The following is a 24392-nucleotide window of genomic DNA, read 5'->3' on the forward strand; positions in this document are numbered from 1 at the left end:
GGCTCAGATGGCGCGGCGCACCATCAGTTCCTTGATCTTGCCGATCGCCTTGTTCGGGTTCAGGCCCTTCGGGCAAACGTCCACGCAGTTCATGATCGAGTGGCAGCGGAACAGGCGGTACGGGTCTTCCAGGTTGTCCAGGCGCTGGCCGGTGGCTTCGTCGCGCGAGTCGGCGATGAAGCGATAAGCCTGCAGCAGGCCGGCCGGGCCGACGAACTTGTCCGGATTCCACCAGAACGACGGGCACGACGTCGAACAGCACGCGCACAGGATGCATTCGTACAGGCCGTCGAGTTCCTCGCGCTCGGCCGGCGTCTGCAGGCGTTCCTTCTCCGGCGGGATCGAATCGTTGATCAGGAACGGCTTGATCGATTCATACTGCTTGAAGAACTGCGTCATGTCGACGATCAGGTCGCGGATCACCGGCAGGCCCGGCAGTGGGCGCAGGATGATCGGTTCGCTCAGTTCGTTCAGGTTCGTCGTGCACGCCAGGCGGTTCTTGCCGTTGACGTTCATCGCGTCCGAACCGCACACGCCTTCGCGGCACGAGCGGCGCAGGGCCAGCGAATCGTCCACGTCGGACTTGATGCGCTGCAGCGCGTCCAGCAGCATCTTGTCGGTGTCCTTCAGCTCGACCGTCAGGTCCTGCATGTAAGGCTTGGCATCCTTGTCCGGATCGTAGCGGTAAATCTTGAATTTGAGAGTACGTGCCATGTTCTTGCTACCTTAGAAAGTGCGTGCTTTGGGCTTGAAGGTTTCCACCGTCAGCGGCTTGGTGACGACAGGCTTGTACTCCAGGCGGTTGCCTTCGGAGAACCACAGCGTGTGCTTCATCCAGTTGTCGTCGTCGCGGTTCGGGAAATCGCTGTGCGCGTGCGCGCCGCGCGATTCCTTGCGGGCGACGGCCGACGTGATGGTTGCCTTGGCCGTCTCGATCAGGTTGTCCAGTTCCAGCGCTTCGACGCGGGCGGTGTTGAACACCTTCGACTTGTCCTTGAACGACACATGCTTGCGGCGCTCGTCGAGCTTCATGATCTCGTCGAAGCCGGCCTTCAGCAGGTCGTCGGTACGGAACACGCCGCAGTACTTCTGCATCGTGGCGCGGATGTCGTTGGCCACGCCCTGCACCTTTTCCGAACCGGTCGAGGTTTCCAGGCGGTTCAGGCGGTCCATCGCGTAGTCCGACGCGTCCTTCGGCAGGTCCTTGTGTTCCTTCTGCTTCAGGTTCGATGCCACCACGTGGTTGCCGGCCGCGCGGCCGAACACCACCAGGTCGAGCAGCGAGTTCGTGCCCAGGCGGTTCGCGCCGTGCACGGAGACGCAGGCGCATTCGCCGATCGCGTACAGGCCGTTCACGATCTTCTGGCCGCCATCGGCCGACGGTGCCACGACCTGGCCGTGGATGTTGGTCGGGATGCCGCCCATCTGGTAGTGGATCGTCGGCACCACCGGGATCGGCTCTTTCGTTGCATCGACGTTGGCGAACTTGTGGCCGATCTCCAGGATCGACGGCAGGCGCTTCTCGATGGTTTCCTTGCCGATGTGGCGCAGGTCGAGCAGCACGTGGTCCTTGTTCGGGCCCACGCCGCGGCCTTCCTTGATTTCCTGGTCCATCGAGCGCGACACGAAGTCGCGCGGCGCCAGGTCTTTCAGCGTCGGCGCATAGCGCTCCATGAAGCGCTCGCCCTGCGAGTTGATCAGGATGCCGCCTTCGCCGCGCACGCCTTCGGTGATCAGGACGCCCGCGCCGGCCACGCCGGTCGGGTGGAACTGCCAGAACTCCATGTCCTGCAGCGGCAGGCCGGCGCGTGCCGCCATGCCCATGCCGTCGCCGGTGTTGATGAACGCGTTGGTCGATGCGGCGAAGATGCGGCCGGCACCGCCGGTGGCGAAGATCGTCGTCTTCGCCTGCAGGATCATCACGTCGCCGGTTTCCATTTCCAGCGCCACGACGCCGATCACGTCGCCTTCGGCGTCGCGGATCAGGTCCAGCGCCATCCATTCGACGAAGAAGTGGGTGCGGGCGCGCACATTGCGCTGGTACAGCGTGTGCAGCAGCGCGTGGCCGGTACGGTCGGCCGCGGCGCAGGCGCGCTGCACGGCCTTCTCGCCGAAATTGGCCGTGTGGCCGCCGAACGGACGCTGGTAGATCGTGCCGTCCGGATTGCGGTCGAACGGCATGCCGAAGTGTTCGAGTTCATACACGACCTTCGGTGCTTCGCGGCACATGAATTCGATCGCGTCCTGGTCGCCCAGGTAGTCGCCGCCCTTGACGGTGTCGAACATGTGCCAGAACCAGCTGTCTTCGGCCATGTTGCCCAGCGAGGCGCCGATGCCGCCCTGTGCGGCGACGGTGTGCGAACGGGTCGGGAAGACCTTCGACAGCACGGCCACGTTCAGGCCCGCTTCGGCCAGTTGCAGGGAAGCGCGCATGCCGGAGCCGCCGGCGCCGACGATCACCGCGTCGAAGCGGCGTACGGGAATGGAGGATTTGATTGCTGCCACGATTTACACACTCCAGAGTATCTGCACCGACCACACGGCGCACGCGATCAGCCACATGGCCGACGCGGTTTGAATGAGGAAGCGAACACCGACGTTCTTGATGTAGTCCTGGTAGACGCTGACGACGCCGACCCAGGCGTGATAGAACAGGCCGATCAGGGTGGCCAGCGTGAACAGCTTGAACCAGGTCTGGGCGAACAGGCCGGCCCAGCCTTCATAGGAGAAATTGCTGCCGGTGAGGAAAGCCAGCAACAGGACGACGGTGTACACCACCATCACGATCGCGGTGGCGCGCTGCGCCAGGAACTCGCCCAGGCCGTAGTGGGCGCCCACGACGAGGCGCTTCGGTCCGATATTGTTTTTCATGGCTTAGAACACTCCGAACAGTTTCAGGGCAACCAGGAAGGTCACGGCCAGGCTGATGACCAGCACGGCGACCGACGTCTTGCGGGCCGAATCCTTGTCCAGGCCAACGTGGGTGTCCATCACCAGGTGGCGGATGCCGGCGCAGAAGTGGTGCATGTAGCCCCACACCAGGGCCAGGATGACCAGCTTGCTGAACGGATGCGAGGCGATGCCCTGGAAGTGGGCAAACGAGATCTCGGAGCGGATGCTTTCCTGCAGCAGGTACAGGATGAACGGCAGCAGCACGAACAGCAGCATGCCGCTGATACGGTGCAGGATCGACACGATGGCCGACAGCGGCATGCGGTATTGGCCCAGTTCACCGATGTGGATGTTGCGGTATTCCCGCCGCGGCTTGCGCCGGGGGTCCTTGATGGCTTCAGACATGGCTTACCTCCCTTGTGTACTGCTTTTGATTTATTGACTTATGTGGCTACTCGGGTAGCTTCTGGTCCGGTGCTCGCACGGGCATGAGCGCGAGCTGCTTGCGGCGTGCCCGCAACGCCGTTACATCGCATCTGCCGCCAACTTGTCGGCTACATGCAACAACGCGATGAAACTTCGATGCTGCGCCGCGATTCTCGCCCATTTCCCCGCAACGACCAACATCTATTCTTACACATATAAAAATTTATGTTGCACCGCTCCCTTCGTTTCCGCTAGCCAAGGATTTTCGGGGCAATACCGCTAATTCAGGTCGTTCTGGTAGTGGTGGCGGCTCGTCAGGTACAGGCCGCGGCGCAGTTCGACCGGCTTGTCGCCATAGGTGAACGACACCCGCTCCGCCGACAGCAGGGGCGTGCCGCCCTCCACATGGAGCAGTGCCGCATCTTCCGCGCTGGCCAGCACGGCGCGCACTTTTTCGTCGGCGCGGATCATCCGCGTGCCGAACTCGGATTCGAACAGGCCGTACATCGGCCCCTTGTATTCGGACAGCCTCTCGGCCGTCAGCCCCTTGAACAGCAGGCCGGGCAGCCACAGTTCCTCGACGATCGTGGGCACGCCGTCGAACGACTGCACCCGTTTGATATAGACGGTGGCGTCGCCGGACTTCAGGTCCAGCAGGCGCGCAACGTCCGCCGGTGCGCGCAGGCGCTTCACTTCCAGGAAACGGCTTTCGGGATAATGCGGCTGCCCTTCGTCCGGCCGCAGCCGCAGGAAACGGATGTGGGCGCGCGCTTCGTGGTGGGTGGACACGAACGTGCCCTTGCCCTGCCGGCGCATCACCAGGTTGTCGGCCGCCAGCTCGTCGATCGCCTTGCGCACGGTGCCCTGGCTGACCTTGTAGCGGTTCGCCAGTTCCACTTCGCTGGGGATCATTTCGCCCGGTTTCCACTCGCCCGACTGCAGGCTTTGCGTGATCAGCGCCTTGATCTGCTGGTACAGCGGAGAAAAAGTGGGAGCGGGGGTGGGCACGGCAGCGGAAACGTGCGCGCTTGCCTGCGTGGCGCCCCCTGTCTGCGTGGCGGGAGCGGTCGCGCCCGCGCTCGGCGCAGCCGGCGCGTTCGCACTGCTGCCTGGGCTGGTCTGGTTGGGCGTGACAGGATTCATAGACCGCGATTTCACCACAAAAGGCACTGTCCGTCCAGTAATAACCGACTAAGTTATATGTCTTATATAAGACATAAGATAGCATTGACAGATATCAGCATGCAGCCTACACTCGCCGTCGATGTTATTCCTGGCGACGCTCCGACGGCGCACAGCACAGGATGGCATCGGAGGTACGGAAATACCCCGCAAGGCTGAGCCTTTGCACAGGGCGAATTTGGTATCATTGCAGTTTTACCAGCGCGCCGCCTCCGGGCGCGACGCCGGTACAGGTCCTGCACTCCAGGTCCGTCAAGCTTCTTTATTCCACAATGGAGATTCATCATGGCTAAAACCCCACTGCGTGTTGCCGTTACCGGCGCCGCCGGCCAGATCGGCTATTCCCTGCTGTTCCGCATCGCCAACGGCGACATGCTGGGCAAGGACCAGCCGGTCATCCTGCAACTGCTCGAGATCGACAACGAAAAGGCACAGAAGGCGCTGAAGGGCGTCATGATGGAAATCGACGACTGCGCATTCCCGCTGCTGGCCGGCATGACCGCGCATTCCGACCCGATGACCGCCTTCAAGGATGTCGACGTGGCCCTGCTGGTTGGCGCCCGTCCGCGTGGCCCGGGCATGGAACGCAAGGACCTGCTGGAAGCCAACGCGCAGATCTTCACGGTGCAGGGCAAGGCGCTGGACGCCGTCGCTTCGCGCAACGTGAAAGTGCTGGTGGTCGGCAACCCGGCCAACACCAATGCCTACATCGCGATGAAATCGGCACCGAACCTGCCGGCCAAGAACTTCACCGCCATGCTGCGCCTGGACCACAACCGCGCGCTGTCGCAAGTGGCACAGAAGACCGGCAAGCAGGTCAAGGACATCGAAAAGCTGACCGTGTGGGGCAACCACTCGCCGACGATGTACGCCGATTACCGCTTCGCCACCGTCAATGGCGAATCCGTGAAAGACCTGATCAACGACCAGGAATGGAACGCCAACACCTTCCTGCCGACCGTCGGCAAGCGCGGCGCGGCGATCATCGAAGCGCGCGGCCTGTCCTCGGCGGCGTCGGCAGCCAACGCGGCCATCGACCACGTGCGTGACTGGGTGCTGGGCACCAACGGCAAGTGGACCACGATGGGCGTGCCGTCCGACGGTTCCTACGGCATCCCCGAAGGCACGATGTTCGGCTTCCCGGTCACCACCGAGAACGGCGAATACACGATCGTGCAGGGCCTGGAAATCGACGAATTCTCCCAGGAACGCATCAACCTCACGCTGAAGGAACTGACCGAAGAGCGTGAAGGCGTGAAGCACCTGCTGCCGTAATCTTCTCCCCCGTGGACCCGGTCGACAATTCGCCGCTCCACACCGGTCGCCGCGCCGCCCTTCCAGGCCGCGCGGCGGCCGCTTCATCCGGAACATCCACGATGCATCCATCCGAGGTCTTATTCCAGGGCGAACGCCAGCCGCTGATGCTGCCAGCCTGCGATCATTACGCCGGCTCCGAAAAGCTGATGCGCAAATCGATGGCCCTGCAACAAGAGCTTGGCCCCGTGTTCGACATCACGTTCGACTGCGAGGACGGCGCAGCCGCCGGCAACGAGGAGGCGCATGCGCGCCTCGTCGCCGAGCTGGTCAACTCAGCCGACAACAAATTCAACCGCATCGGCGTGCGCGTGCACGACGTGTCGAGCCCGCACTTCGCCCGCGATGTCGAGATCGTCGTCGGCGCGGCGGCCGCCCGGCTGGCCTATCTCGTGCTGCCGAAGCCGGACAGCGTGCAGGACGTAATGAAGGCCATCGACGTCGTCAACAGCCACGCCGTCAAGGCCGGCCGGAACAATCTTCCGGTGCACGTGCTGATCGAAACCCATGGCGCGCTGCGCGGCGTGTTCGCGATCGCCGCCCTGCCCCAGGTCGAGTGCCTGTCGTTCGGCATCATGGACTTCGTCTCCAGCCACTATGGCGCGATTCCCGCCAACGCGATGCGCACGCCGAACCAGTTCGTGCATCCGCTGGTGGTGCGCGCCAAGCTGGAGATCGCGGCCGCCTGCCATGCCCACGGCAAGGTACCGTCGCACAACGTCACCACCGACATCAAGGATTCCGCCGTGGTGGCCAACGATGCGCAGCGCGCGCTGGCCGAATTCGGCTACACGCGCATGTGGAGCATCCACCCCAGCCAGATCAAGCCGGTCGTCAAGGCCTTCGCGCCGCGGCTGTCGGAAGTGAACGAAGCGGCGGCGATCCTGCAGGAAGCGGCCAAGGCGAACTGGGGCCCGATCAGCCAGCATGGCCGCTTGCACGACCGCGCGAGCTATCGCTACTATTGGACGATACTGCAGCGGGCCAAGCTGGCCGGCCTGAACCTGCCGGAAGCGGCCGCCAATCTGCTGGCGCCCTTGCCTGGAACGCAACCCAACGCAACGGAAAACACGTAATGTCCATTCTCAAGTTCATCGCCGCCTGCGCCGCCGCGTGCGCGCTGGCCGGCGCGCCGGCCGCCCATGCCGCCGTCGAGACCGCGAAGCCGAAAGCGGAGGCGAAGAAAAAGCCGGCCGCCAAGGCGAGGCAAGCAAAATCCGCCGCCAAGGCGAAAACGACGCCGGCGCCGGTGGCACCGGCGGTACCCGATCCCGAAGCCGACGAGCCCACCGAACTGGGCTCCAACGTGGTCGACTACGACTGCGAACTGGGCAACAAGATCACGATCTACCAGAATGCCGGCGACGAAAGCCACGTCGCGCTGCGCTGGAAAAAGCGCCTGCACCGCCTGACGCGCGTGGCCACCACCACCGGCGCGCAGCGCTTCGAAAACAAGTTCCACGGCCTGATCTGGATCGGCATTCCCGCCAAGGGCATGCTGCTCGATTCAAAGAAGAACCGCCAGCTGGCCAACGAATGCCGCAATGCCGAGCAGTTGAAGCCGGTGGAAGCGCCGCCCGCCATCGAAGCGGCGGCGCCGACCACCTCGGCGGCGCAGCAACCGCAGCCGGCGGCACCGGCGGCACCGCAAGCACACATGTAGTCGCGCCGCCGTCATGAAGCCGTAGCAATGGGGCTTTATATGTCGTCGCAAAGATACGCAGTACCCTCGCGCAGTACCCTCGATCAATAAATGACACCCACCTGAAGGAGAGGTTATGTCTAGCAACACATTCAACACGCTCAAGGATTTCCCGATTTCCGGCAAAACCAAGGGCAAGCTGTACTCCCTGCCCGCGCTGGAAAAGGCCCTGGGCGCCAAGATCTCCCGTCTGCCGGTGTCGATCCGCGTGGTGCTCGAATCCGTCCTGCGTAACTGCGACGGCAAGAAGGTCACCGAAGAACACGTCAAGCAGCTGGCCAACTGGGGCGCCACCGCCGAGCGCACGGACGAGATCCCGTTCGTCGTCGCCCGCGTGGTGCTGCAGGACTTCACCGGCGTGCCGCTGCTGGCCGACCTGGCCGCGATGCGCAACGTCGCCTACAAGCAGGGCGCCAACCCGAAGAAGATCGAGCCGCTGGTGCCGGTCGACCTGGTCGTCGACCACTCGGTCACGATCGACCATTTCCGCGAGCCGGGCGCGCTGGACCTGAACATGAAGCTGGAATTCTCGCGCAACAACGAGCGCTACCAGTTCATGAAGTGGGGCATGCAGGCTTTCGACACGTTCGGCGTTGTGCCGCCGGGCTTCGGCATCGTCCACCAGGTCAACCTGGAATACCTGGCGCGCGGCGTCCATAACAACAACGGCGTGTACTACCCGGATTCGCTGGTGGGTACCGACTCGCACACCACGATGATCAACGGTATCGGCGTGGTGGGCTGGGGCGTGGGCGGCATCGAGGCGGAAGCCGGCATGCTGGGCCAGCCGGTGTACTTCCTGACGCCGGACGTCATCGGCGTGAACCTGACCGGCCGCCTGCGCGAAGGCTGCACCGCGACCGACCTGGTGCTGACCATCACCGAACTGCTGCGCAAGGAAAAAGTCGTCGGCAAGTTCGTCGAGTTCTTCGGCGAAGGCACCGAGTCGCTGTCCGTGACGGACCGCGCCACCATCGGCAACATGGCACCGGAATACGGCGCCACGATGGGCTTCTTCCCGGTCGACGACAAGACCATCGAATACTTCCAGGGCACCGGCCGCACCGAAGAAGAAATCGCCGCGTTCCAGGCCTACTTCAAGGCGCAGGGCATGTACGGCGTGGCCAAGGCCGGCGAACTCGATTTCACCCGCGAGGTGAACCTGGACCTGTCGACGGTGACGCCGTCGCTGGCCGGTCCGAAGCGCCCGCAGGACCGTATCGAAATCGGCAACGTGAAGTCCACCTTCACCGACCTGTTCTCCAAGCCGACCACGCAGAACGGCTTCAACAAGAACCCGGCCGACCTGACCACCGCCTACGAAACCACCAACGGCGTGCAGGTTAAGAACGGCGACATCCTGATCGCCGCGATCACCTCGTGCACCAACACGTCGAACCCGAGCGTGCTGCTGGCCGCCGGCCTGCTGGCGAAGAAAGCCGTCGAAGCCGGCCTGACCGTGGCACCGCACATCAAGTCGTCCCTGGCCCCCGGCTCGCGCGTCGTCACGGAGTACCTGGAAGCGGCCGGCCTGCTGCCGTACCTGGACAAGCTGGGCTTCGGCGTGACCGCCTACGGCTGCACCACCTGCATCGGCAACGCGGGCGACCTGACGCCGGAACTGAACGCGGCGATCACCAGCAACGACATCGTGGCCGCGGCCGTGCTGTCCGGTAACCGCAACTTCGAAGCGCGTATCCACCCGAACATCCGTGCCAACTTCCTGGCCTCGCCGCCGCTGGTCGTCGCCTACGCGATCGCCGGCAACGTGACGCGCGACCTGATGACGGAACCGGTCGGCAAGGGCAGCAATGGCCGCGACGTGTACCTGGGCGACATCTGGCCGACCTCGGCCGAGATCGAGGCACTGATGAAGTTCGCGATGAACTCGGAAGTGTTCAAGGCCAACTACGCTCAAGTGAAGAGCAACCCGGGCAAGCTGTGGGAAGCCGTGTCGTCCGTGGAAGGCCAGGTCTACAACTGGCCTGACTCGACCTACATCGCCGAGCCGCCGTTCTTCGAGAACTTCGAAATGACGCCGCCGGTCTCCGACAACGCCAACATCACCGGCGCGCGCGCGCTGGGCGTGTTCGGCGACTCGATCACCACCGACCACATCTCCCCGGCCGGTTCGATCAAGGAAGACGGCCCTGCCGGCAAGTGGCTGAAGGAAAACGGCGTGATGAAGGCCGATTTCAACTCGTACGGCTCGCGCCGCGGCAACCATGAAATCATGATGCGCGGCACCTTCGCCAACGTACGGATCAAGAACCGGATGATCCCGCCGAAAGCCGACGGTTCCGCCGTGGAAGGCGGCATCACGCTGCACCAGCCGTCCGGCGAACAGCTGTCGATCTACGACGCAGCCATGAAGTACGTGGCCGCCGGCACCCCGACCATGATCTTCGGCGGTGAAGAATACGGCACCGGCTCGTCGCGCGACTGGGCGGCGAAAGGCACGCAGCTGCTGGGCGTGAAGGCCGTGATCGTTCGTTCGTTCGAACGTATCCACCGCTCGAACCTGGTGGGCATGGGCGTGCTGCCGCTGCAGTTCATCGGCACCGACAGCGTGGAAACGCTGGGCATCACCGGCAAGGAAACCTACGACCTGCTCGGCCTGGAAGGCGAGATCAAGCCGCAGCAACTGGCCACCCTGGTGATCCACCGCGAAGACGGCTCGAAGCAGGAAGTCACCGTGCTGCTGCGCATCGACACGCCGATCGAAGTCGACTACTACAAGCATGGCGGCATCCTGCCGTTCGTGCTGCGCCAGCTGCTGGCTGCGTAAGCACCCGCCGCTCCGCCCAAGAACGCCGGCTTCGCCCGGCGTTTTTTCGCCCTAAAATAGAGCTGTGCGGCGATCGGCAAGCCCTGCTTTGAGGAGTAGTTGTGCCCGAATGCTTCAGCACTCCTGTTCGTCCATCCGGTTGACAATCTCCCAACGGCCATTCTGGCGATGGATAATCCAATAGCGCCACCACTCCCACCCGTAGACCGAATAAATCAGCTCGTCGGTTCCATCGGAATCGAGATCGGCATGATCGAACAGATCGAAATCCTGCTTACACGTCAGCCCCCCCCAATGCAAACGGCTCATCTTAAGGCGATACTCAGTGCCTTTCCTTTCCGCAATCAAAAAGAAGTCAAGCGCCTTTTCGCCGATTTCGATGGCGGGTGTTCTGATGACCAGTATCTCCATATCGGTCGATACTTGCACCGGTTTGATGCGCGTGGATTTAATAATTCTCGGCCACGCGCTTTGCGGCACTTGCCGGCTCCTCAAGATGTTGCGAACCATGTCCAGTGCATTCTGTACTTCACTCGCATTGGCTTCCCGCGGAGGGATGCGTACTGAGCTCTTTAACGGCTGGGTTGTGAAAGTACGTGCCGCCCCCAGTGAGCTACCGTCGGGTGCAGCAATGAGAACTGCGTCCGACTCTCCCTCGCCCTCTGAAGCCAGGACTCCGATCACACTGCTCGGCCCGATAAACTGGCCGCCACGGTAACCGTACGTTTTCACACCCAGGAATCCACCCCTGCCATTGGCTCGTTCGAATTCAGAACCAACTGCTGAACCGACTACAGAAAACATCTCGAAACGCCCATGTTTTACCGACGCAAGCGGTATAGCCTTGCCACCAATCTCGACAAATACATAGTTCGAGACGTTCGGCGCGGCAGCTTTTGTGGCCATGCAGACTTGAGTGGTGATCAATAAGCCGATCAGCATTGATCTCATCGCAGTTCCATTCTTAGCACCAGGCGCCTGAGCGATTTTGGACAGCCGATCTGCTGCAGGCAAAACGGCCCCTCATCCCGATATCCAGGGTTCGTAAATCGTGATGTGCAGATGGTTATTGTGCAGCCGCTCGTTTGCTGTGATCTGTGGATTAGGTTCCGGCGGGTTTGAATCCCGTGTATTTGCGTCCATGTACCATGGGTCGAACAACTGTTTGACCGCAGGGTTCTTGCCCAGCCTTTCACGCAGAGTATGGATAATACCGGGTTGACGCCGTGCTAAAGCGTCCTCCCAGGCTTTGCCAGCCTTCGCTTCCATCGCCTTGCTGTCATCGCGTTTCGCCTGAAGGGCGGCCATCTCCTGCCGCAGCCTCGCCTTCTCCTGCTCATCCCTGCTCACGGCAAGCAGCTTACGGTGTCTAGCCAAGGATGCGTCAATTGTCACGGTCTCATTGCGTGCCTTCATGTAATCGGCGTATAGCTCTTCCTCCTCCTTGCTGACCTGACCATTTCTGGGCGCACCCGGCTTTGTCAACGCCGCACGGTTGAGTGGTACACCTCCAGTGGCTCCTTCCGCATAATTGATATCGAGCCCCACCCCAGCCCTGTGCGCTATGGAGCCAAGCATTGGTCTCCAGCCGGAAGTAACACGTACGTCAGTAACACCTGCAGCGGCTGCCTCAACCAGCAAGGCAGCATATGCAAATGGATGGCACCTGGGTAGAACACCGCTTAACCAGGAACACGATGTCGTGTTCGCTCGGGCATTGTTTTGCATCTCGTCCATGAAGCGCAGGGAAATCCGCTGTTTTCGATCAGAATCCTCTTGAGGAATGTCCACCGTCAGCAATGGGCTGGACAAGCCGCGATAAATACTGCGCACGGCACTGCGAATAGCCGGGGGAGTATTCTCAGTCATCAACTCGTCGGCTTCTGCCTCGGTATAGAGGTGCGAGATCATCATCCAGATATCGCCAGTGAGGTGCGCCTCATACGATTCGATATATTTGCCCGGCACATCGGATGGACGGCATACCGGCGAGCCGACACTTGGGCGAAGGTGGCCGATATTACGGCCCGTGACCTCAAGAATGTTTACGTGCACATCCTTCGTGCCAACCCGTACCTCATAGACTGGCTGCATTCTATGTCGCGGATGCGCATCACTATTGAGAAACAGGGCTACTCGGCTACCGCTTTCGGCCCACAGTTCGATCTGCCTGCTGGGACCAAGCACTCCAGGCTGGGAGGCATAAGAGGACAGAGTCTTCCCGTCAACCGCGACGACGAACGGCAAACGCAAGTCCTTGGTAGTTTTCTTGGTGTCGAATCTATAAACAACCTTGCATTTTGATTCTATTGGCACTTGGGTAGTCTGCCCGGCCGTGCTCAATGTGCAGCTCGCGTCGGGTGCACTCATGGCTCCGGATCCGGCTGGTCGTGGGGAGCGACGGTGGTTTCCCAATACAAATTAACTTTTGCGGGATCGTGACTGGTCACGCGTTCGGTATAGCCCGCAGCGTCCGTCACGCCTTGCCGCACCGAACCATCTGGAAATTCGAGCCGGTACGGCATGCCCTGAACGGGTAGCATGGTTCGCTTATCGATGGCTTGGAAGGTACCGGAGTGGGACTGGTCTTCCGCAACCGCTCCCGCCCTCATCGACGTGCGGGTTCCGTCTTCCGATTTGCCCCCGTCATCGACTTCCATAAAGCCTTTGGTCGTGGTCGCAATCAGCGTCGCACCACAGCCCGTTTTCATTCCATCCAGTGCCGTACCCTTGCCGAAGAAGGTATGGAAATCCAAGCCCTCCGTGATGGGAAATTCACCCTTGCAGAGCGGGCAAAATGTCATGTGCCCCTTCAGTGCGATGGCACGGCCATTCGCGCTGGCAGTGGCGCTTCCTTCCAGGACACGCCTGCCATGCGAAGTTGGGTCACCCTTGCAAATCACTGCGCGTTTTGTCATCGTGGCCCCCGCTTCTTGATGGAAGTCCAATGTAGATCACGGTGCTGACGCAGGCTTGATCAAGATCAAACCATTCAGCCAGATGCACCGTTTTGCATTCCGCCGCCCATCCTTGCCGAATCAACTACAATACGTCTGATAAGTTATTCACCACTACCGAGATCGTTAGCGCCATGCGTCGCCCATCCAAAGATTCATCTACCAAATTGTCTGCCGACAGCCAGCGCCTTTCCACCCTTGCCCAGGCCGTCGGCCAGGCAGGCAGCCGTCTCGAAGAGCGCAGCTGGGAGCGCGCGCTGGACGTGCAATTGACGAAACTGCTCAAGACGAGCCACCAGGACACCGTCGATGCCGCCCTGAACAGCCTGTTCGCCGCCGACCTGACCGCCTACGACGTGCTGATGGACAGCGTGGAAGCCGTCAGCGAATCGGCCACCATCACCGTCGAGACCGACGGCGAGCCGGTGCAGTACGACGTGCTGCTGGTCGCCGCGCCGATCCTGGCGTGGACCCGCTATTCGATCGCCTCCGGCGCCATCCCGGCCGATGTGCTGAACACGCTGTCCGCCCACTTCTCCGCCCACCTGCTGGCCGACGGCACGAAGCTGGCAATGGCCTCGAACCTGTTCTCGATCGACCAGCTGCCGCGCACCCATGCGGAAACCTACGCCAAGATGCACAAGCTGGCCCAGGCCGCCGTGAAGGGCGTGGCCGTCAAGACCGATGTGAAATCGCCGGAAACGGCGCCGTTCCTGGCCGATACGCGCTACCTGATCGCCGCCATCGTCGCGCCGGCCGGCGGCCCGCTGTTCCGCTGGCAGATGCCGGGTGCCCACCTGCACCAGGCGGACGAGCGGCGCGGTGCGCTGGAAGCGTGGCGCACCCAGGCAACGCCCACCGTGGCGCGCCTGCTGCCGGGCTGCGGCATCGAACTGCTGCTGCCGGAAGCGTATTACATGGCCTGCCGCGAAGCGGATAAACTGATCCGCCCGGTGTCGATCCGCGCCGCCGTGCATTACCTGACCCATACGCTGGCCTGCGAACCCGCCGACCTGCGCGCGGTGATCGCCGGCTTCGGCGAGGAATCGGCGGATAACCAGGTGGACGAATACCGCGTCGCCTTCACGCGCCGCGCCGATACCGATGTGGTCTACGGCGTCGTCTGGCCGCTGTACGGCCAGGAAGACGAGGAAGGCACGCCACCGGAAGGCCCGCTGGCCGGCGGCCTGGCCAACCTGCTGCAGCCGCGCACGCCCGTCGAGGAAATCGTCGAGCACCTGAGCGAAGCCGGCGTCACCGTCGTCAAGAAGCTGTCGGAACGCTACGTGGCCGAGTACTGCGACGACTGCGGCGCGCCGCTGTTCGCCGACCCGGCCGGCGAGCTGGTTCATGCCGAGATGCCGGAGGATGCGCCGGCCGGCACCGAGCACTTCCACTGATCAGGGATCGGACGAAAAAAAACCTCGCTGCATGCGAGGTTTTTTTTTCGCCGGCAAGCGGCATCACAGATTGCTGTTGCCGCTCGTATCCTTGCCGTTGCTGGACTTGCGGCTGTCGGTGCGCTGCGTGCCGTGGCCGGAAGTATCGTCCGGCGCGGCCTTGTCCCGCCCTGCCCGGTTGGCCGTGCTGCCCAGCGGCGCCGGTTCCCTGCCTGGCACCGGACGCACCTTGTCGCTGGTTTTCGGCGCCGTGGTGGCGGCCTTGCGGCTGGCCGCACTGCTGTTGGCATCGGCATCCTGCAAGCCCACGCTGCCGGGCTTGTTCTTCAGCGCATCGCCAACTGTCGACTGCGCGTGCGCGGACCCGGCCAGCGCGGCAATGCAAAGTCCTGTCATGAAGAAGTGCTGTCGCATGGTGCCTCCTGGTCTGCCAGCCGGCGCTGCACGGCGTCAGCGGTTCGAACCGGTGGTGCCGCCGCTGGTACCGGACGTTCCACCAGTGCCGGACGTCCCACCGGTACCGGACGTACCGCCAGTGCCCGACGTGCCGGACGAACCACCCGTGCCCGACGTGCCGCCCGTGCCGGACGAGGTGCCGGAGCCCGACGTGCCCGAAGCACCGCTGCCCGAGGTGCCGCCCGACGTGCCGCCCGAGGTGCCGCCCGTCATGCCGCCGGACGAACTACCCGAGGAGCCGCTTTGCTGCGAACCCGAGTTGGACCCGGACTTGCTGCGCTTGGATTTCTTGTTGGACTGCTGGTCCGACGAGCCGCTGCCGGACGTGGCGCTGTTCGACGAGGCGCCGGACGTGCGTTGCGGGTCGGTGGACGTGCTGCCACTCGTGCCGCTCTGTGCGTAAGCGACGGTTGCCATCGTTGCAAGAACTGCTGCGATCAGGGTTTTGCGCATGGTATAGCTCCTGTTGGGATCCGATCTGTGGGAACGGTCATTGGAGACCGTGGATGCACAGATTAGCGGGTTCGCCACGCGCGCAGCATCGGAGCCCGCACCGTCTCACGGTCGGAAGGCTCCTACCTGTCTCGACAGTAAAACCCGCCGCACCAGGGCGCTGGCGACCGGACGCCTGTCACCACGCAGAGTAAGGATGGCCGATCAGGTTCGAGTTCAGGTAGCGCTTGTCGTGCGTGACTTCTTCGCCCGCCCACTCCGGCTTGTCGAATACCGTATCCTCCGCCGGCAGTTCGATTTCCGCCACCACCAGCCCGGCGTTCACGCCCAGGAACTCATCGACTTCCCACACGAAGCCCGCGTGGGGAATGCGGCGCCGGTACTTCTCGATGATCGGCTGCTCGCACAGCCGGTCGAGGAACTCGGCGGCGTCGGCCATCGGCAGCGGGTACTCCCACTCGCCGCGCGAGACGCCCACCGCCTTGCTCTTGATCGTCATCACGGCATGGTCGCCCTCGATGCGCACGCGCACCACGCGCTCCGGGTGCGACGACAGGTAACCCTGGCGCAGCAGCACCGGCTCGCCCTCCTTCAGCCAGCCGTCGCCCCGTACCAGGAACTTGCGTTCGATCTCGATGCCCATCAGTCGTCCAGCGAGAGAAGGATCGGTTGCAGGATGGCGGCGCCCAGCGCTGCGCTGCGTGCGCCGTTCCAGCCCACCTGCGGTACCGGCAGGTCGGCATTGTCCTTGAACGGCATTTCCAGGGTCAGCGACAGGCAGCCGAAATGATGGCCGACATATTTCGAGGCCAAGGTCAGCACGTCCGCCTTGTACTTGCTGATCGGGTAGCCGATGGCGTCCTGGAAGTCCGGGCTGGCGTTCTTGTAGCGCTCGATGAACGCCTTCTGCGCCGTGGCCTGCTGCGGCGTAAACGTCTCCAGCATCTCGTTGCCGGCCACGAAGTTATACGGCAGCATCTCGTCGCCATGGATGTCGAAGAACATGTCGACGCCCGTCTCGTGCAGCTTCTGCTTCACGCACAGCACTTCCGGCGAGCGCTCGGGCGTCGGCGTCATCCATTCGCGGTTCAGGTTCGCACCGGCCGCGTTGGTGCGCAGGTTGCCGCGCACCGAGCCGTCCGGGTTCATGTTCGGCACGATGTAGAACACGCAACGCTGCAGCAGCTTGCGGGCGATCGGGTTGGCGTCGTCCAGCAAGGCATCGATCAGGCCTTCGATGAACCACTCGGCCATCGATTCGCCCGGATGCTGGCGGGCGATGAACCAGATCTTCTTTTCCGCATCGGGGTTGCCAACAACGACGAGATTCATGTCGCGGCCATCGACCGACGATCCCAGGTCGAGCACGCGCGCCACCGGGTTTTCCGCCACCTCGCCCAGCAGGCGCAGGTGGCGCTCCCACGAGTAGGGCTCGAAGTAGGCGTAGTACACGCTGTCCAGGTCCGGCGTATGGCGGATCGTCATCACTTCGCCGTCGAACGAAGTCGGCACGCGGAACCAGTTCTCGCCATCGTAGCTGGCCACCGCGTTGTAATCCTCGAAGCCCTTGGCATAGGTTGCCTGGCCGGCGTTCAGGAAGCGCAGGTTGAGCCCCTTGCCGCGCGCGCCCTGCACGCGGAAGTGGAACCACTGGTGGATGTCGGCATGCGAATCGCTGCGCAGCTTCAGTTCGATGCTGGCGGGGTTCTCCGCGCTCACGACGTCGATCGCGCCGGAGTCGAAGTTCTGACTGATTTTGATGGTCATCGGGGGATCCGTTGGGTTTGGATGGCGTTATTGTCCTTGGTTTGCGGCGTTAACGCAAAAGGCGGACCTCGCGGCCCGCCCCGTTTTGCCTGATGAGGCAGGCATGCCTCAGTCGACGTTACGCCCCTTCTTCTTCAGCGCGGCCCGGACGCCGGCGCCATACGCGGCATCGGCCTTGTCGAAATGCCCCAGCTGGCGGGCGATGATCTCGTCGGACACCTGCGACAGCGGCCCGGCCAGGTTGTCGAACAGGTTCTGCTGCTCGGCCGCGTCCAGCACGCGGAACAGGTTGCCGGCCTGCGTGTAGTCGTCGTCCGTGCCGCGCGGGTCGTACAGCCCGGCCGCGCCGTCCAGCACCAGCGCCGGTTCGCCGTTGCCCAGGCCCCGTACGCCGGAACCGCCAGCCTGCACGGCGTGGTAATTCTGCTCGGCGCCGCCGTTGGTGAAGGCCATCGCGCCGTCACGCTGCTGGTTGTGCACCGGGCAGCGCGGCGCATTCACCGGCAGGTACTGGTGATTCGTGCCCACGCGGTACAGCTGCGCATCGTGGTAGGCGAACAGGCGTGCCTGCAGCATCTTGTCCGGCGAGTAGCCCATGCCCGGCACCACGTTCGATGGCGACAGCGCCGCCTGTTCCACTTCGGCGTGGTAGTTGACCGGGTTGCGGTTCAGTTCCAGCACGCCCACCTGCTGCAGCGGGAAGTCGGCATGCGGCCACACCTTCGTCAGGTCGAACGGGTTCCAGCCGGTGCGCTGTTCCCACGCCGCCAGCTCGGCTTCGGTGGCCACCTGGATCGACACGGTCCAGCGCGGGAAGTCGCCGCGGGCAATCGCGCTGAACAGGTCGCGCTGCGCGTAATCCGGGTCTTCGCCGGCAATGCGCGTGGCATCGGCGGCGCTCAGGTTCCTGATGCCCTGCTGCGTCAGGAAGTGCCACTTCACATAGACACGCTCGCCGGCATCGTTGATCAGGCTGTACGTGTGGCTGCCGAAGCCGTGCATGTGGCGGTAGCCGTCCGGCGTGCCGCGGCTGGAGAACAGCGTGGTCACCTGGTGCAGGCTTTCCGGCGCCTTGCTCCAGAAGTCGAACATCATCGTGGCCGACTTCAGGTTGGTTTGCGGGTCGCGCTTCTGCGTGTGGATGAAGTCCGGGAACTTGATGCCGTCCTTCAGGAAGAACACGGGCGTGTTGTTGCCGACCAGGTCCCAGTTGCCTTCTTCGGTATAGAACCGCACCGCGAAGCCGCGCGGATCGCGCTCGGTATCGGCGCTGCCCTTTTCGCCGCCCACGGTCGAGAAGCGCAGGAACGTTTCGGTTTCCTTGCCGATCGCCGAGAACAGTTTCGCCTTCGAGAATTGCGAGATGTCGTGCGTGACGGTGAACTTGCCATAAGCGCCCGACCCCTTGGCGTGCACCACGCGCTCCGGAATGCGCTCACGGTTGAAATGCTGCAGCTTTTCGATCAGGTGGAAATCCTGCAGCAGCAGCGGTCCACGGGCGCCGGCGCTGGCCGAATTCTGGTTGTCGGCGACGGGAATGCCCGATGCGGTGGTGATAGGCGGCTGGCTCATGTCTGGCTCCTCAGTGGTGTGAACGTGGGGAAATTTTACGTTCAAGCATGGCATTGGAAAAGCTAATTAATTAAATCAGCCCAATAGCCATTACCAATGGCAGAGATCGCCATCACCCGGTCGGAGAGTCCAATGTTTTCATTTCGCCACGATGATCTCCACAGGGGGCGCCAGTCGCCAGCCGGAAAGGTGGAAGCCCAGCACCAGCAGGCCCAGCACGGCAAGGGTGACAATGCCGATGATGGCCGCGGCCAGCAGCCAGCGCTGCCAGCGCCGCCGGGCGCGCAGCAGGTCGCCCATGACCAGCGTCAGCAGGTGCAGCAGCACCGTCACCGCCAGCGCGCTGATCGCCAGCGTGCGCGTGGCGCCGTCGCCGAAAGGCAGCGCCAGCAGGAAGAGCATGACCTCGAACGCATACAGCAGCTTGAGCGCGTGGGTCCACCAGCGGTGCCGCAGCGTGCCCGGCAGCGAGACCGCGACGGTGCCCTGCAGCACGAGGCCCATCCTGGCCAGCCAGCGCGGCCCCGCCGTGCCGGCGCCATGCCGGGCCGCCACCCCTTCCAGCACCTTGCCCATCACGCTGACGGCCCGTGCCCCACTGGCCAGCGTGGTCTTCGGATCGGGATTGCGGTCGATATCGCGATCGTTGCGCACGTAATCGAGCAGCCCCTCCTCGCCGAGGATCGCCGTCAGGCAGCCGGCCAGGTTCTCGCGGCCGCGCAGCGAGTCCAGCGCCAGCCTGGCCAGCAGTGCGTCGATCTCCGCCCGCGGCGTGCCGGCCGGGATCCGCCCCATCGCCTCGCAGAACAGCTCGGCGAGCTTGCCCTGCCCGCCCGGCAGCAGTTCCTGGCGCAGGATCAGGCCGTGGGCGCGCTCGGTCAGCTCCTCGCGGATCAGCCGGGTGTCCGCATCGGCCATCGGCAGCAGCACGCGGATCAGCCGCTCGGCACCATCGAGCCGGCCCCACATGGCGTCGTTCAGCCGCCAGCGCCGGTCCAGGAAGGCGCCGAAATTCGCCAGCGCGGTGCCGGCCAGTTTCCTGCGCTGGCGCGGATCGTTGCGCTCGTCGATCAGGTTGACGGCGTCCTGCGGGCTGACGCGCGCCACTTCCACGGTGGCAGGTTCGCCGGTGCCGGTATCGAAGTACAGCGGAAAACCGATCTGGTCGAACGAATCGAAGCGCAGGTAGTACTCGCTCAGCAGCGCGCGCAGCGCGGTGCCGGCGGGCGTGTTCAGCGCGGCCAGTTCCCCGTCGAGCGGCCGGGCTTCGCCGGCGTCGCGGGCCACCGGCGCCACCACCGGCGGCGCTGACTGCGCTGCCTGCGCCGCCGGGCCCGCCGCCTCGGCTGGCTTGCCCAGTATCTTCCAGATGCGCGCCGCCACGTTCGACAGCATCGCCTCTCCCGGCCGGCCCGGCGTGCCCGCGTCGAGCCGCATCGACGTGATCGACCGTTCGAGGGCCGCCTGGATGCGCGTCGGGCTGGCGCCCCCCGCGGTGTCAAGCAAGGCCTTGGCGCGCGTCAGCACGGCTTCCTGCAGGGTGCGCGAACTCGACGCCACCCGCTCCGGCACGGCATCGAGCCGCACCCGCTGGCGCTGGCCATGGATGTCGGTCACGGCCGGCTCCCCCGTCACCGGCTCGCCCAGGATCATGCCGAGCAGGAGCAGCAGTTCGGCGCGCAGCAGCGGGTCCGTCTCGCCATCGCGCGCCCTGCCCTGCTCGCAGCGTTGCTTCGTCATGGCCGCGCGAATGTCCGCCAGGTTCGCGCGCAGCGCCTGCAAGGCGCGCAGCACGTCCAGCACCACATCCAGGCCGGGCATGCCGTCGCGCGGCTGGCAGCCGGCCAGGCGGCCGAGCAGCTGCTGGTCCGATTCCGACAGCGCAACGGGCGGCGGCGGCGCCGCGCCGCCTTCCATGCCGGCGCGGGCGCGGTACTTGCCATAGATGCGGATCAGCTGGTCGGTCTTGCGCAGCATGAGACCCAGCCGGCGCAGCCGGTATTCCAGGTCGTAGGCGACGAGGAAGGCGTTGACCGTGGCACGGCCTTCGCTGCCGCCGTCGTCGAACTGGCTTTCGCGCCAGGCACGCACCAGCGCGCGCAGCGCGTAGTGGTAGTCGGAATCGCTGTCGATGGCCCAGCGTTCGGCCAGGCGGTCCGCCAGGATATCGGTCACCGCCACGACCCGCAGCCGCAGGTAGGGCGCGAACGCGGTGCCATGGATCGCCAGCTGCTCGCGCAGCGTCAGGCTGGCCCAGTCGCGGCCGGCCAGCACGCGGCGCTCGTTCTCGCCGGCCTGGCGCAGCCCGCGTTCGATATCCGCTTCGCCGAGCCGCACGATGCGCTCGACCCGCTCGATCCGGCGGTTGCGCTTCAGTACCGCCTGCAGGTCTTCCCTGATCGTCTCGTACATGGGGATCGAGGTCAGCGCCGCGATCGAATTGGACAGCGCATCGGGCTGGTCGGCCGGAGCGGGCGCCATCGCGGCCGGATCGAGCCGCTGCGGCGACGGTTCCACGTACAGCAGCTTGCGCTCGATGGGCACGTCGGCGACGCGCCGGGCCAGCACGTCGGCCACGTAGCTGAACGGCTTGTTGTCAAGGTAGCCGCCGTCGCCGAAGGCGCGGTGCACGTGCGCGTTGCTGGCGATTTCGTCCTTCGGCAGGTTCGGGAAGAAGCCGTTCCAGCGCGCGGTATCCACGCCGGCCACCTTGCCCGCCAGCCGCGTGACCGTGTGCAGGTTCATCGGTTCGAACGCGAACGGGAACGACGACGTGCAGCGCGCGGCGAACGCCAGGAACGCGTTGTTATCGGCACGGAAGTCGTTGCCGGTGATACCGTTCGGATAACTGAACTGATAGCTCTGCTTGTGGCGCCGCTCGTGCACCACCTTGTCGAACAGGCGGATCGGCACCACCGAGCCGGCGATGTCGGTGGTGGTCACGAACAGGTCCAGTTCGTCGGCGAACGGCGAGCCGCCATCGGCCGGCGCGCTGCGCAGCGGCACCGGCGCCATCGCTTCCAGCGCCTGGCGCAGCTTGATGTACATGCGGTCGCTGTTGAGCAGCGAGGCGGGCTTGTCGCCCCGCCGCGCATCGCCGATGTCGGCGTACGAGCGCCGGTCGTTGAGCAGCAGGCCGATATCGCCTTCGTTCACCCACAGGTCCTTCAGGGCGCCGAACTGCTCACCGTTGGCCAGGGCCTTGGCCAGGAAGACGCCGTTGATGCCGCCCGCCGACGTGCCGGAAACGACATCGACGACGAAACGGGTCGGTGCGAAGCTTGCCTCGTCCGCGGCATCCCACGCCTCGGCGGGGGTGCTGCCGGGAGCACACTGGTCCCGGTTGCGGCGCAGCTTCGCCGCATAGCGCTGGCGCAGTTCCGGATTGCCGCACAGATAAGCGATACGCCGGAAGATGTCGCGCGTCGACGGTTCGCTGGACGGCTCAAGCACGAAGCCGTCGCGCGGCGTCGCGCAGCACATCTCGTACAGCTCGTTCGTCACGCCGTTGATGTAGATGGCCAGCGATACGCCGCCATACATCACGATGCCGAAGCGGATTTCGGCATCGTAGCGCAGGCCCTGCGTCGTTGTTCCCGGCGCCGTGGGTGCTGTGGATGTCGCGGGTGTCGCGGATGCCGCAGGCGTATCCCCCCGTCCAGTCTGTTGCATGGCTGCTCCCCCGTGATAGGCGGACCGCAATCTGCATGCCAGGGCTCGTCCGCATGCCGCGACGGATGGCCCAGCCCTGCACGGGGCAAGGCCTTATCGGTGGCGAATGACCGATAGTGAAATGAAAGCTATCAAATCGCCGCGGCGTAGGCAAGACCAAGCAACGCTTGTGACCAAAACCATACATCCGTCTCCGCGTCGCATGCTTGGCACGCTTGGCACGCCGGGCATGCCGGGAGCACAGCCGGATCAGGCGGCCGTCATCGTCCCCGTACGCCGGTACCGCTCGTGCCACGCCAGCGCCTCTTCCAGCACGTGCGGGGTATGCCCGCCGCGCAGCAGGGCGCGCTCGTAATAGTCGCGCAGCGGCGCGCGGTAGTCCGGGTGGGCGCAGCGCTCGATGATCAGCGGTGCCCGCTCGCGCGGCGCCAGGCCGCGCAGGTCGGCCAGGCCCCATTCGGTCACCAGCACGTCCACGTCGTGTTCCGTATGGTCCACGTGCGCCACCATCGGCACCACGCTGGAGATCGCGCCATCCTTCGCTTCGGACTTGCTGACGAAGATCGCCAGCTCGCCGTTGCGGGCGAAGTCGCCGGAACCGCCGATGCCGTTCATCATGTTGGTACCGCCCACGTGGGTGGAGTTCACGTTGCCGTAGATGTCGAATTCCAGCGCCGTGTTCAGGCCGATGATGCCGAGCCGCCGCACGATCTCCGGGTGGTTGCTGATTTCCTGCGGGCGCAGCACGATGCGGTCGCGGTAACGCTCCAGGTTCGACAGAAAGCGTTCGTGCATCGCCGCCGACAGCGTGATCGACGACGCCGACGCCAGCGCCAGCTGCCCCGATTCGAGCAGCGCGATGGCGCTGTCCTGCAACACCTCGGAATACATGGCCAGATTGCGGAACGAGGACTCCGTGAGGCCGTGCAGCACCGCGTTGGCGATGGTGCCGATGCCGGCCTGCAGCGGCAGCAGCTCGGCACTCATGCGGCCGGCCGCGACTTCGCCTTCCAGGAAGGCGATCACATGCCGCGCGATCGCATCGGTCTGCGCATCGGGCGGCAGCACGGACGACGGGCTGTCCGGGCTGTCGGTGACGACGATGGCGGCGATGCGCTCCGGGTCGATCGCGATCGCGGTGGTGCCGATGCGCTGGCCGGCACGCGTCAGCGGAATCGGCTCGCGTGCCGGGCGCGGGCGCGGCACGTAAATATCGTGCAAGCCTTCCAGCGATGCCGGCGCCGCCAGGTTCAGCTCGACGATCACCTGCCGCGCCCCCTGCACGAAGCTGGCGCTGTTGCCCACCGCCATGGTCGGCACGATCGCGCCATCCTCGCGGATCGCGCAGGCCTCGATGACGGCGATGTCGATGCGCGGCAGCGCACCGCTGCGCAGCTGTTCGGCCGTTTCCGACAGGTGCTGGTCGACGAACATCACTTCGCCGGTATTGATCTTGCGGCGCAGCGAGGCATCGGCCTGGAACGGCAGGCGGCGCGCAATCACGCCTGCATTGGCCATCATGCCGTCGCTGTCGTTGCCCAGCGAGGCGCCGGTGATCAGCGTCAGGCCCAGCGGCCGTTCGCGGGCCCGCTCGACCAGCGCGCGCGGCAGCGCCTTGGCATCGCCGGCCTTGGTAAAGCCGCTCATGCCCACCGTCATGCCCGGCTCGAACAGCAGCGCGGCCTGTTCGGCGCCCTGGATGCGGGCCAGCAATTCAGGGCGGCGGATACGTTCCCGCGCTTGTTCCCGCACTTGTCGGTCGATCATGGTGTCCTCCACTATTCTTTGTTCGATCAGCGGAGTATAGGTTC

The 24392-nt window shown here is 64.4% G+C and carries 20 protein-coding genes; 5 read left to right on the top strand and 15 right to left on the bottom strand.

Annotated elements, in window-relative coordinates; genetic code table 11:
* Window positions 1-3 precede the first annotated feature (3 nt).
* The 5 genes from ACY34H_RS28925 to ACY34H_RS28945 all read right to left on the bottom strand — a co-directional run bounded on the left by ACY34H_RS28925 (window position 4) and on the right by ACY34H_RS28945 (window position 4461).
* Window positions 4-714, bottom strand: coding sequence for a succinate dehydrogenase iron-sulfur subunit (locus ACY34H_RS28925; RefSeq protein ID WP_130184894.1), 711 nt, complete (start codon window positions 712-714; stop codon window positions 4-6).
* Window positions 715-726: 12 nt separating this feature from the next.
* Window positions 727-2505, bottom strand: a complete 1779-nt coding sequence (gene sdhA / locus ACY34H_RS28930; protein ID WP_464977292.1) for a succinate dehydrogenase flavoprotein subunit — start codon at window positions 2503-2505, stop codon at window positions 727-729.
* A gap of 3 nt (window positions 2506-2508) precedes the next feature.
* Window positions 2509-2871, bottom strand: coding sequence for a succinate dehydrogenase, hydrophobic membrane anchor protein (sdhD, locus tag ACY34H_RS28935; RefSeq protein WP_464977291.1), 363 nt, complete (start codon window positions 2869-2871; stop codon window positions 2509-2511).
* 3 nt (window positions 2872-2874) lie between these two features.
* Complete coding sequence (gene sdhC / locus ACY34H_RS28940; protein WP_137314048.1) at window positions 2875-3297, bottom strand: succinate dehydrogenase, cytochrome b556 subunit; 423 nt, start codon at window positions 3295-3297, stop codon at window positions 2875-2877.
* A gap of 300 nt (window positions 3298-3597) precedes the next feature.
* Window positions 3598-4461: a GntR family transcriptional regulator gene (locus tag ACY34H_RS28945; RefSeq protein WP_464980870.1), complete on the bottom strand. Its 864-nt coding sequence runs from the start codon at window positions 4459-4461 to the stop codon at window positions 3598-3600.
* 324 nt (window positions 4462-4785) lie between these two features.
* On the opposite strand from ACY34H_RS28945, the gene ACY34H_RS28950 reads away from it, so the two are divergent.
* The 4 genes from ACY34H_RS28950 (at window position 4786) to acnA (ending at window position 10304) form a co-directional block, all read left to right on the top strand.
* Window positions 4786-5775, top strand: a complete 990-nt coding sequence (locus tag ACY34H_RS28950) for a malate dehydrogenase (RefSeq protein WP_464980871.1) — start codon at window positions 4786-4788, stop codon at window positions 5773-5775.
* A gap of 101 nt (window positions 5776-5876) precedes the next feature.
* Window positions 5877-6890, top strand: a complete 1014-nt coding sequence (locus ACY34H_RS28955; RefSeq protein ID WP_464980872.1) for an HpcH/HpaI aldolase/citrate lyase family protein — start codon at window positions 5877-5879, stop codon at window positions 6888-6890.
* Window positions 6890-7477 (top strand): hypothetical protein, encoded by a 588-nt coding sequence (locus tag ACY34H_RS28960; RefSeq protein ID WP_464980873.1) that lies wholly within the window; start codon window positions 6890-6892, stop codon window positions 7475-7477. Before ACY34H_RS28955 ends, ACY34H_RS28960 begins: the two co-directional genes overlap by 1 nt.
* A 115-nt stretch (window positions 7478-7592) precedes the next feature.
* The gene (gene acnA, locus ACY34H_RS28965; RefSeq protein ID WP_464980874.1) at window positions 7593-10304 is read left to right on the top strand and encodes an aconitate hydratase AcnA; all 2712 of its coding nucleotides are present in this window, start codon (window positions 7593-7595) and stop codon (window positions 10302-10304) included.
* A 114-nt stretch (window positions 10305-10418) separates the two neighbouring features.
* Here acnA and ACY34H_RS28970 read toward each other — a convergent pair whose 3' ends face one another.
* The 3 genes from ACY34H_RS28970 to ACY34H_RS28980 all read right to left on the bottom strand — a co-directional run bounded on the left by ACY34H_RS28970 (window position 10419) and on the right by ACY34H_RS28980 (window position 13222).
* Window positions 10419-11246, bottom strand: a complete 828-nt coding sequence (locus ACY34H_RS28970) for a hypothetical protein (protein WP_464980875.1) — start codon at window positions 11244-11246, stop codon at window positions 10419-10421.
* An 81-nt stretch (window positions 11247-11327) separates the two neighbouring features.
* Window positions 11328-12674 (bottom strand): hypothetical protein, encoded by a 1347-nt coding sequence (locus tag ACY34H_RS28975; protein WP_464980876.1) that lies wholly within the window; start codon window positions 12672-12674, stop codon window positions 11328-11330.
* Window positions 12671-13222, bottom strand: a complete 552-nt coding sequence (locus ACY34H_RS28980) for a PAAR domain-containing protein (RefSeq protein WP_464980877.1) — start codon at window positions 13220-13222, stop codon at window positions 12671-12673. Before ACY34H_RS28980 ends, ACY34H_RS28975 begins: the two co-directional genes overlap by 4 nt.
* A gap of 173 nt (window positions 13223-13395) precedes the next feature.
* On the opposite strand from ACY34H_RS28980, the gene ACY34H_RS28985 reads away from it, so the two are divergent.
* On the top strand, window positions 13396-14661 hold the full coding sequence (locus ACY34H_RS28985; RefSeq protein WP_464980878.1) for a DUF2863 family protein: 1266 nt from the start codon (window positions 13396-13398) through the stop codon (window positions 14659-14661).
* A gap of 63 nt (window positions 14662-14724) precedes the next feature.
* Here the strand turns inward: ACY34H_RS28985 and ACY34H_RS28990 are convergent, their stop codons facing one another.
* From ACY34H_RS28990 to ACY34H_RS29020, 7 genes are all read right to left on the bottom strand, one after another.
* The gene (locus ACY34H_RS28990) at window positions 14725-15075 is read right to left on the bottom strand and encodes a hypothetical protein (RefSeq protein WP_464980879.1); all 351 of its coding nucleotides are present in this window, start codon (window positions 15073-15075) and stop codon (window positions 14725-14727) included.
* A 36-nt stretch (window positions 15076-15111) separates the two neighbouring features.
* On the bottom strand, window positions 15112-15570 hold the full coding sequence (locus ACY34H_RS28995; protein WP_464980880.1) for a hypothetical protein: 459 nt from the start codon (window positions 15568-15570) through the stop codon (window positions 15112-15114).
* 178 nt (window positions 15571-15748) lie between these two features.
* Window positions 15749-16213, bottom strand: coding sequence for a CYTH domain-containing protein (locus ACY34H_RS29000; RefSeq protein WP_464980881.1), 465 nt, complete (start codon window positions 16211-16213; stop codon window positions 15749-15751).
* Window positions 16213-17337: a M14 family metallopeptidase gene (locus tag ACY34H_RS29005; protein ID WP_464980882.1), complete on the bottom strand. Its 1125-nt coding sequence runs from the start codon at window positions 17335-17337 to the stop codon at window positions 16213-16215. The genes ACY34H_RS29000 and ACY34H_RS29005 overlap by 1 nt, the downstream gene beginning before the upstream one ends.
* Window positions 17338-17445: 108 nt before the next feature.
* Window positions 17446-18909, bottom strand: a complete 1464-nt coding sequence (locus tag ACY34H_RS29010) for a catalase (RefSeq protein WP_464980883.1) — start codon at window positions 18907-18909, stop codon at window positions 17446-17448.
* A gap of 138 nt (window positions 18910-19047) precedes the next feature.
* The gene (locus tag ACY34H_RS29015) at window positions 19048-22581 is read right to left on the bottom strand and encodes a patatin-like protein (protein WP_464980884.1); all 3534 of its coding nucleotides are present in this window, start codon (window positions 22579-22581) and stop codon (window positions 19048-19050) included.
* Window positions 22582-22830: 249 nt separating this feature from the next.
* Window positions 22831-24348, bottom strand: a complete 1518-nt coding sequence (locus ACY34H_RS29020; RefSeq protein WP_464980885.1) for an acetyl-CoA hydrolase/transferase family protein — start codon at window positions 24346-24348, stop codon at window positions 22831-22833.
* Window positions 24349-24392: the final 44 nt, after the last annotated feature.

This window comes from Pseudoduganella sp. jia 9 (assembly GCF_055502615.1).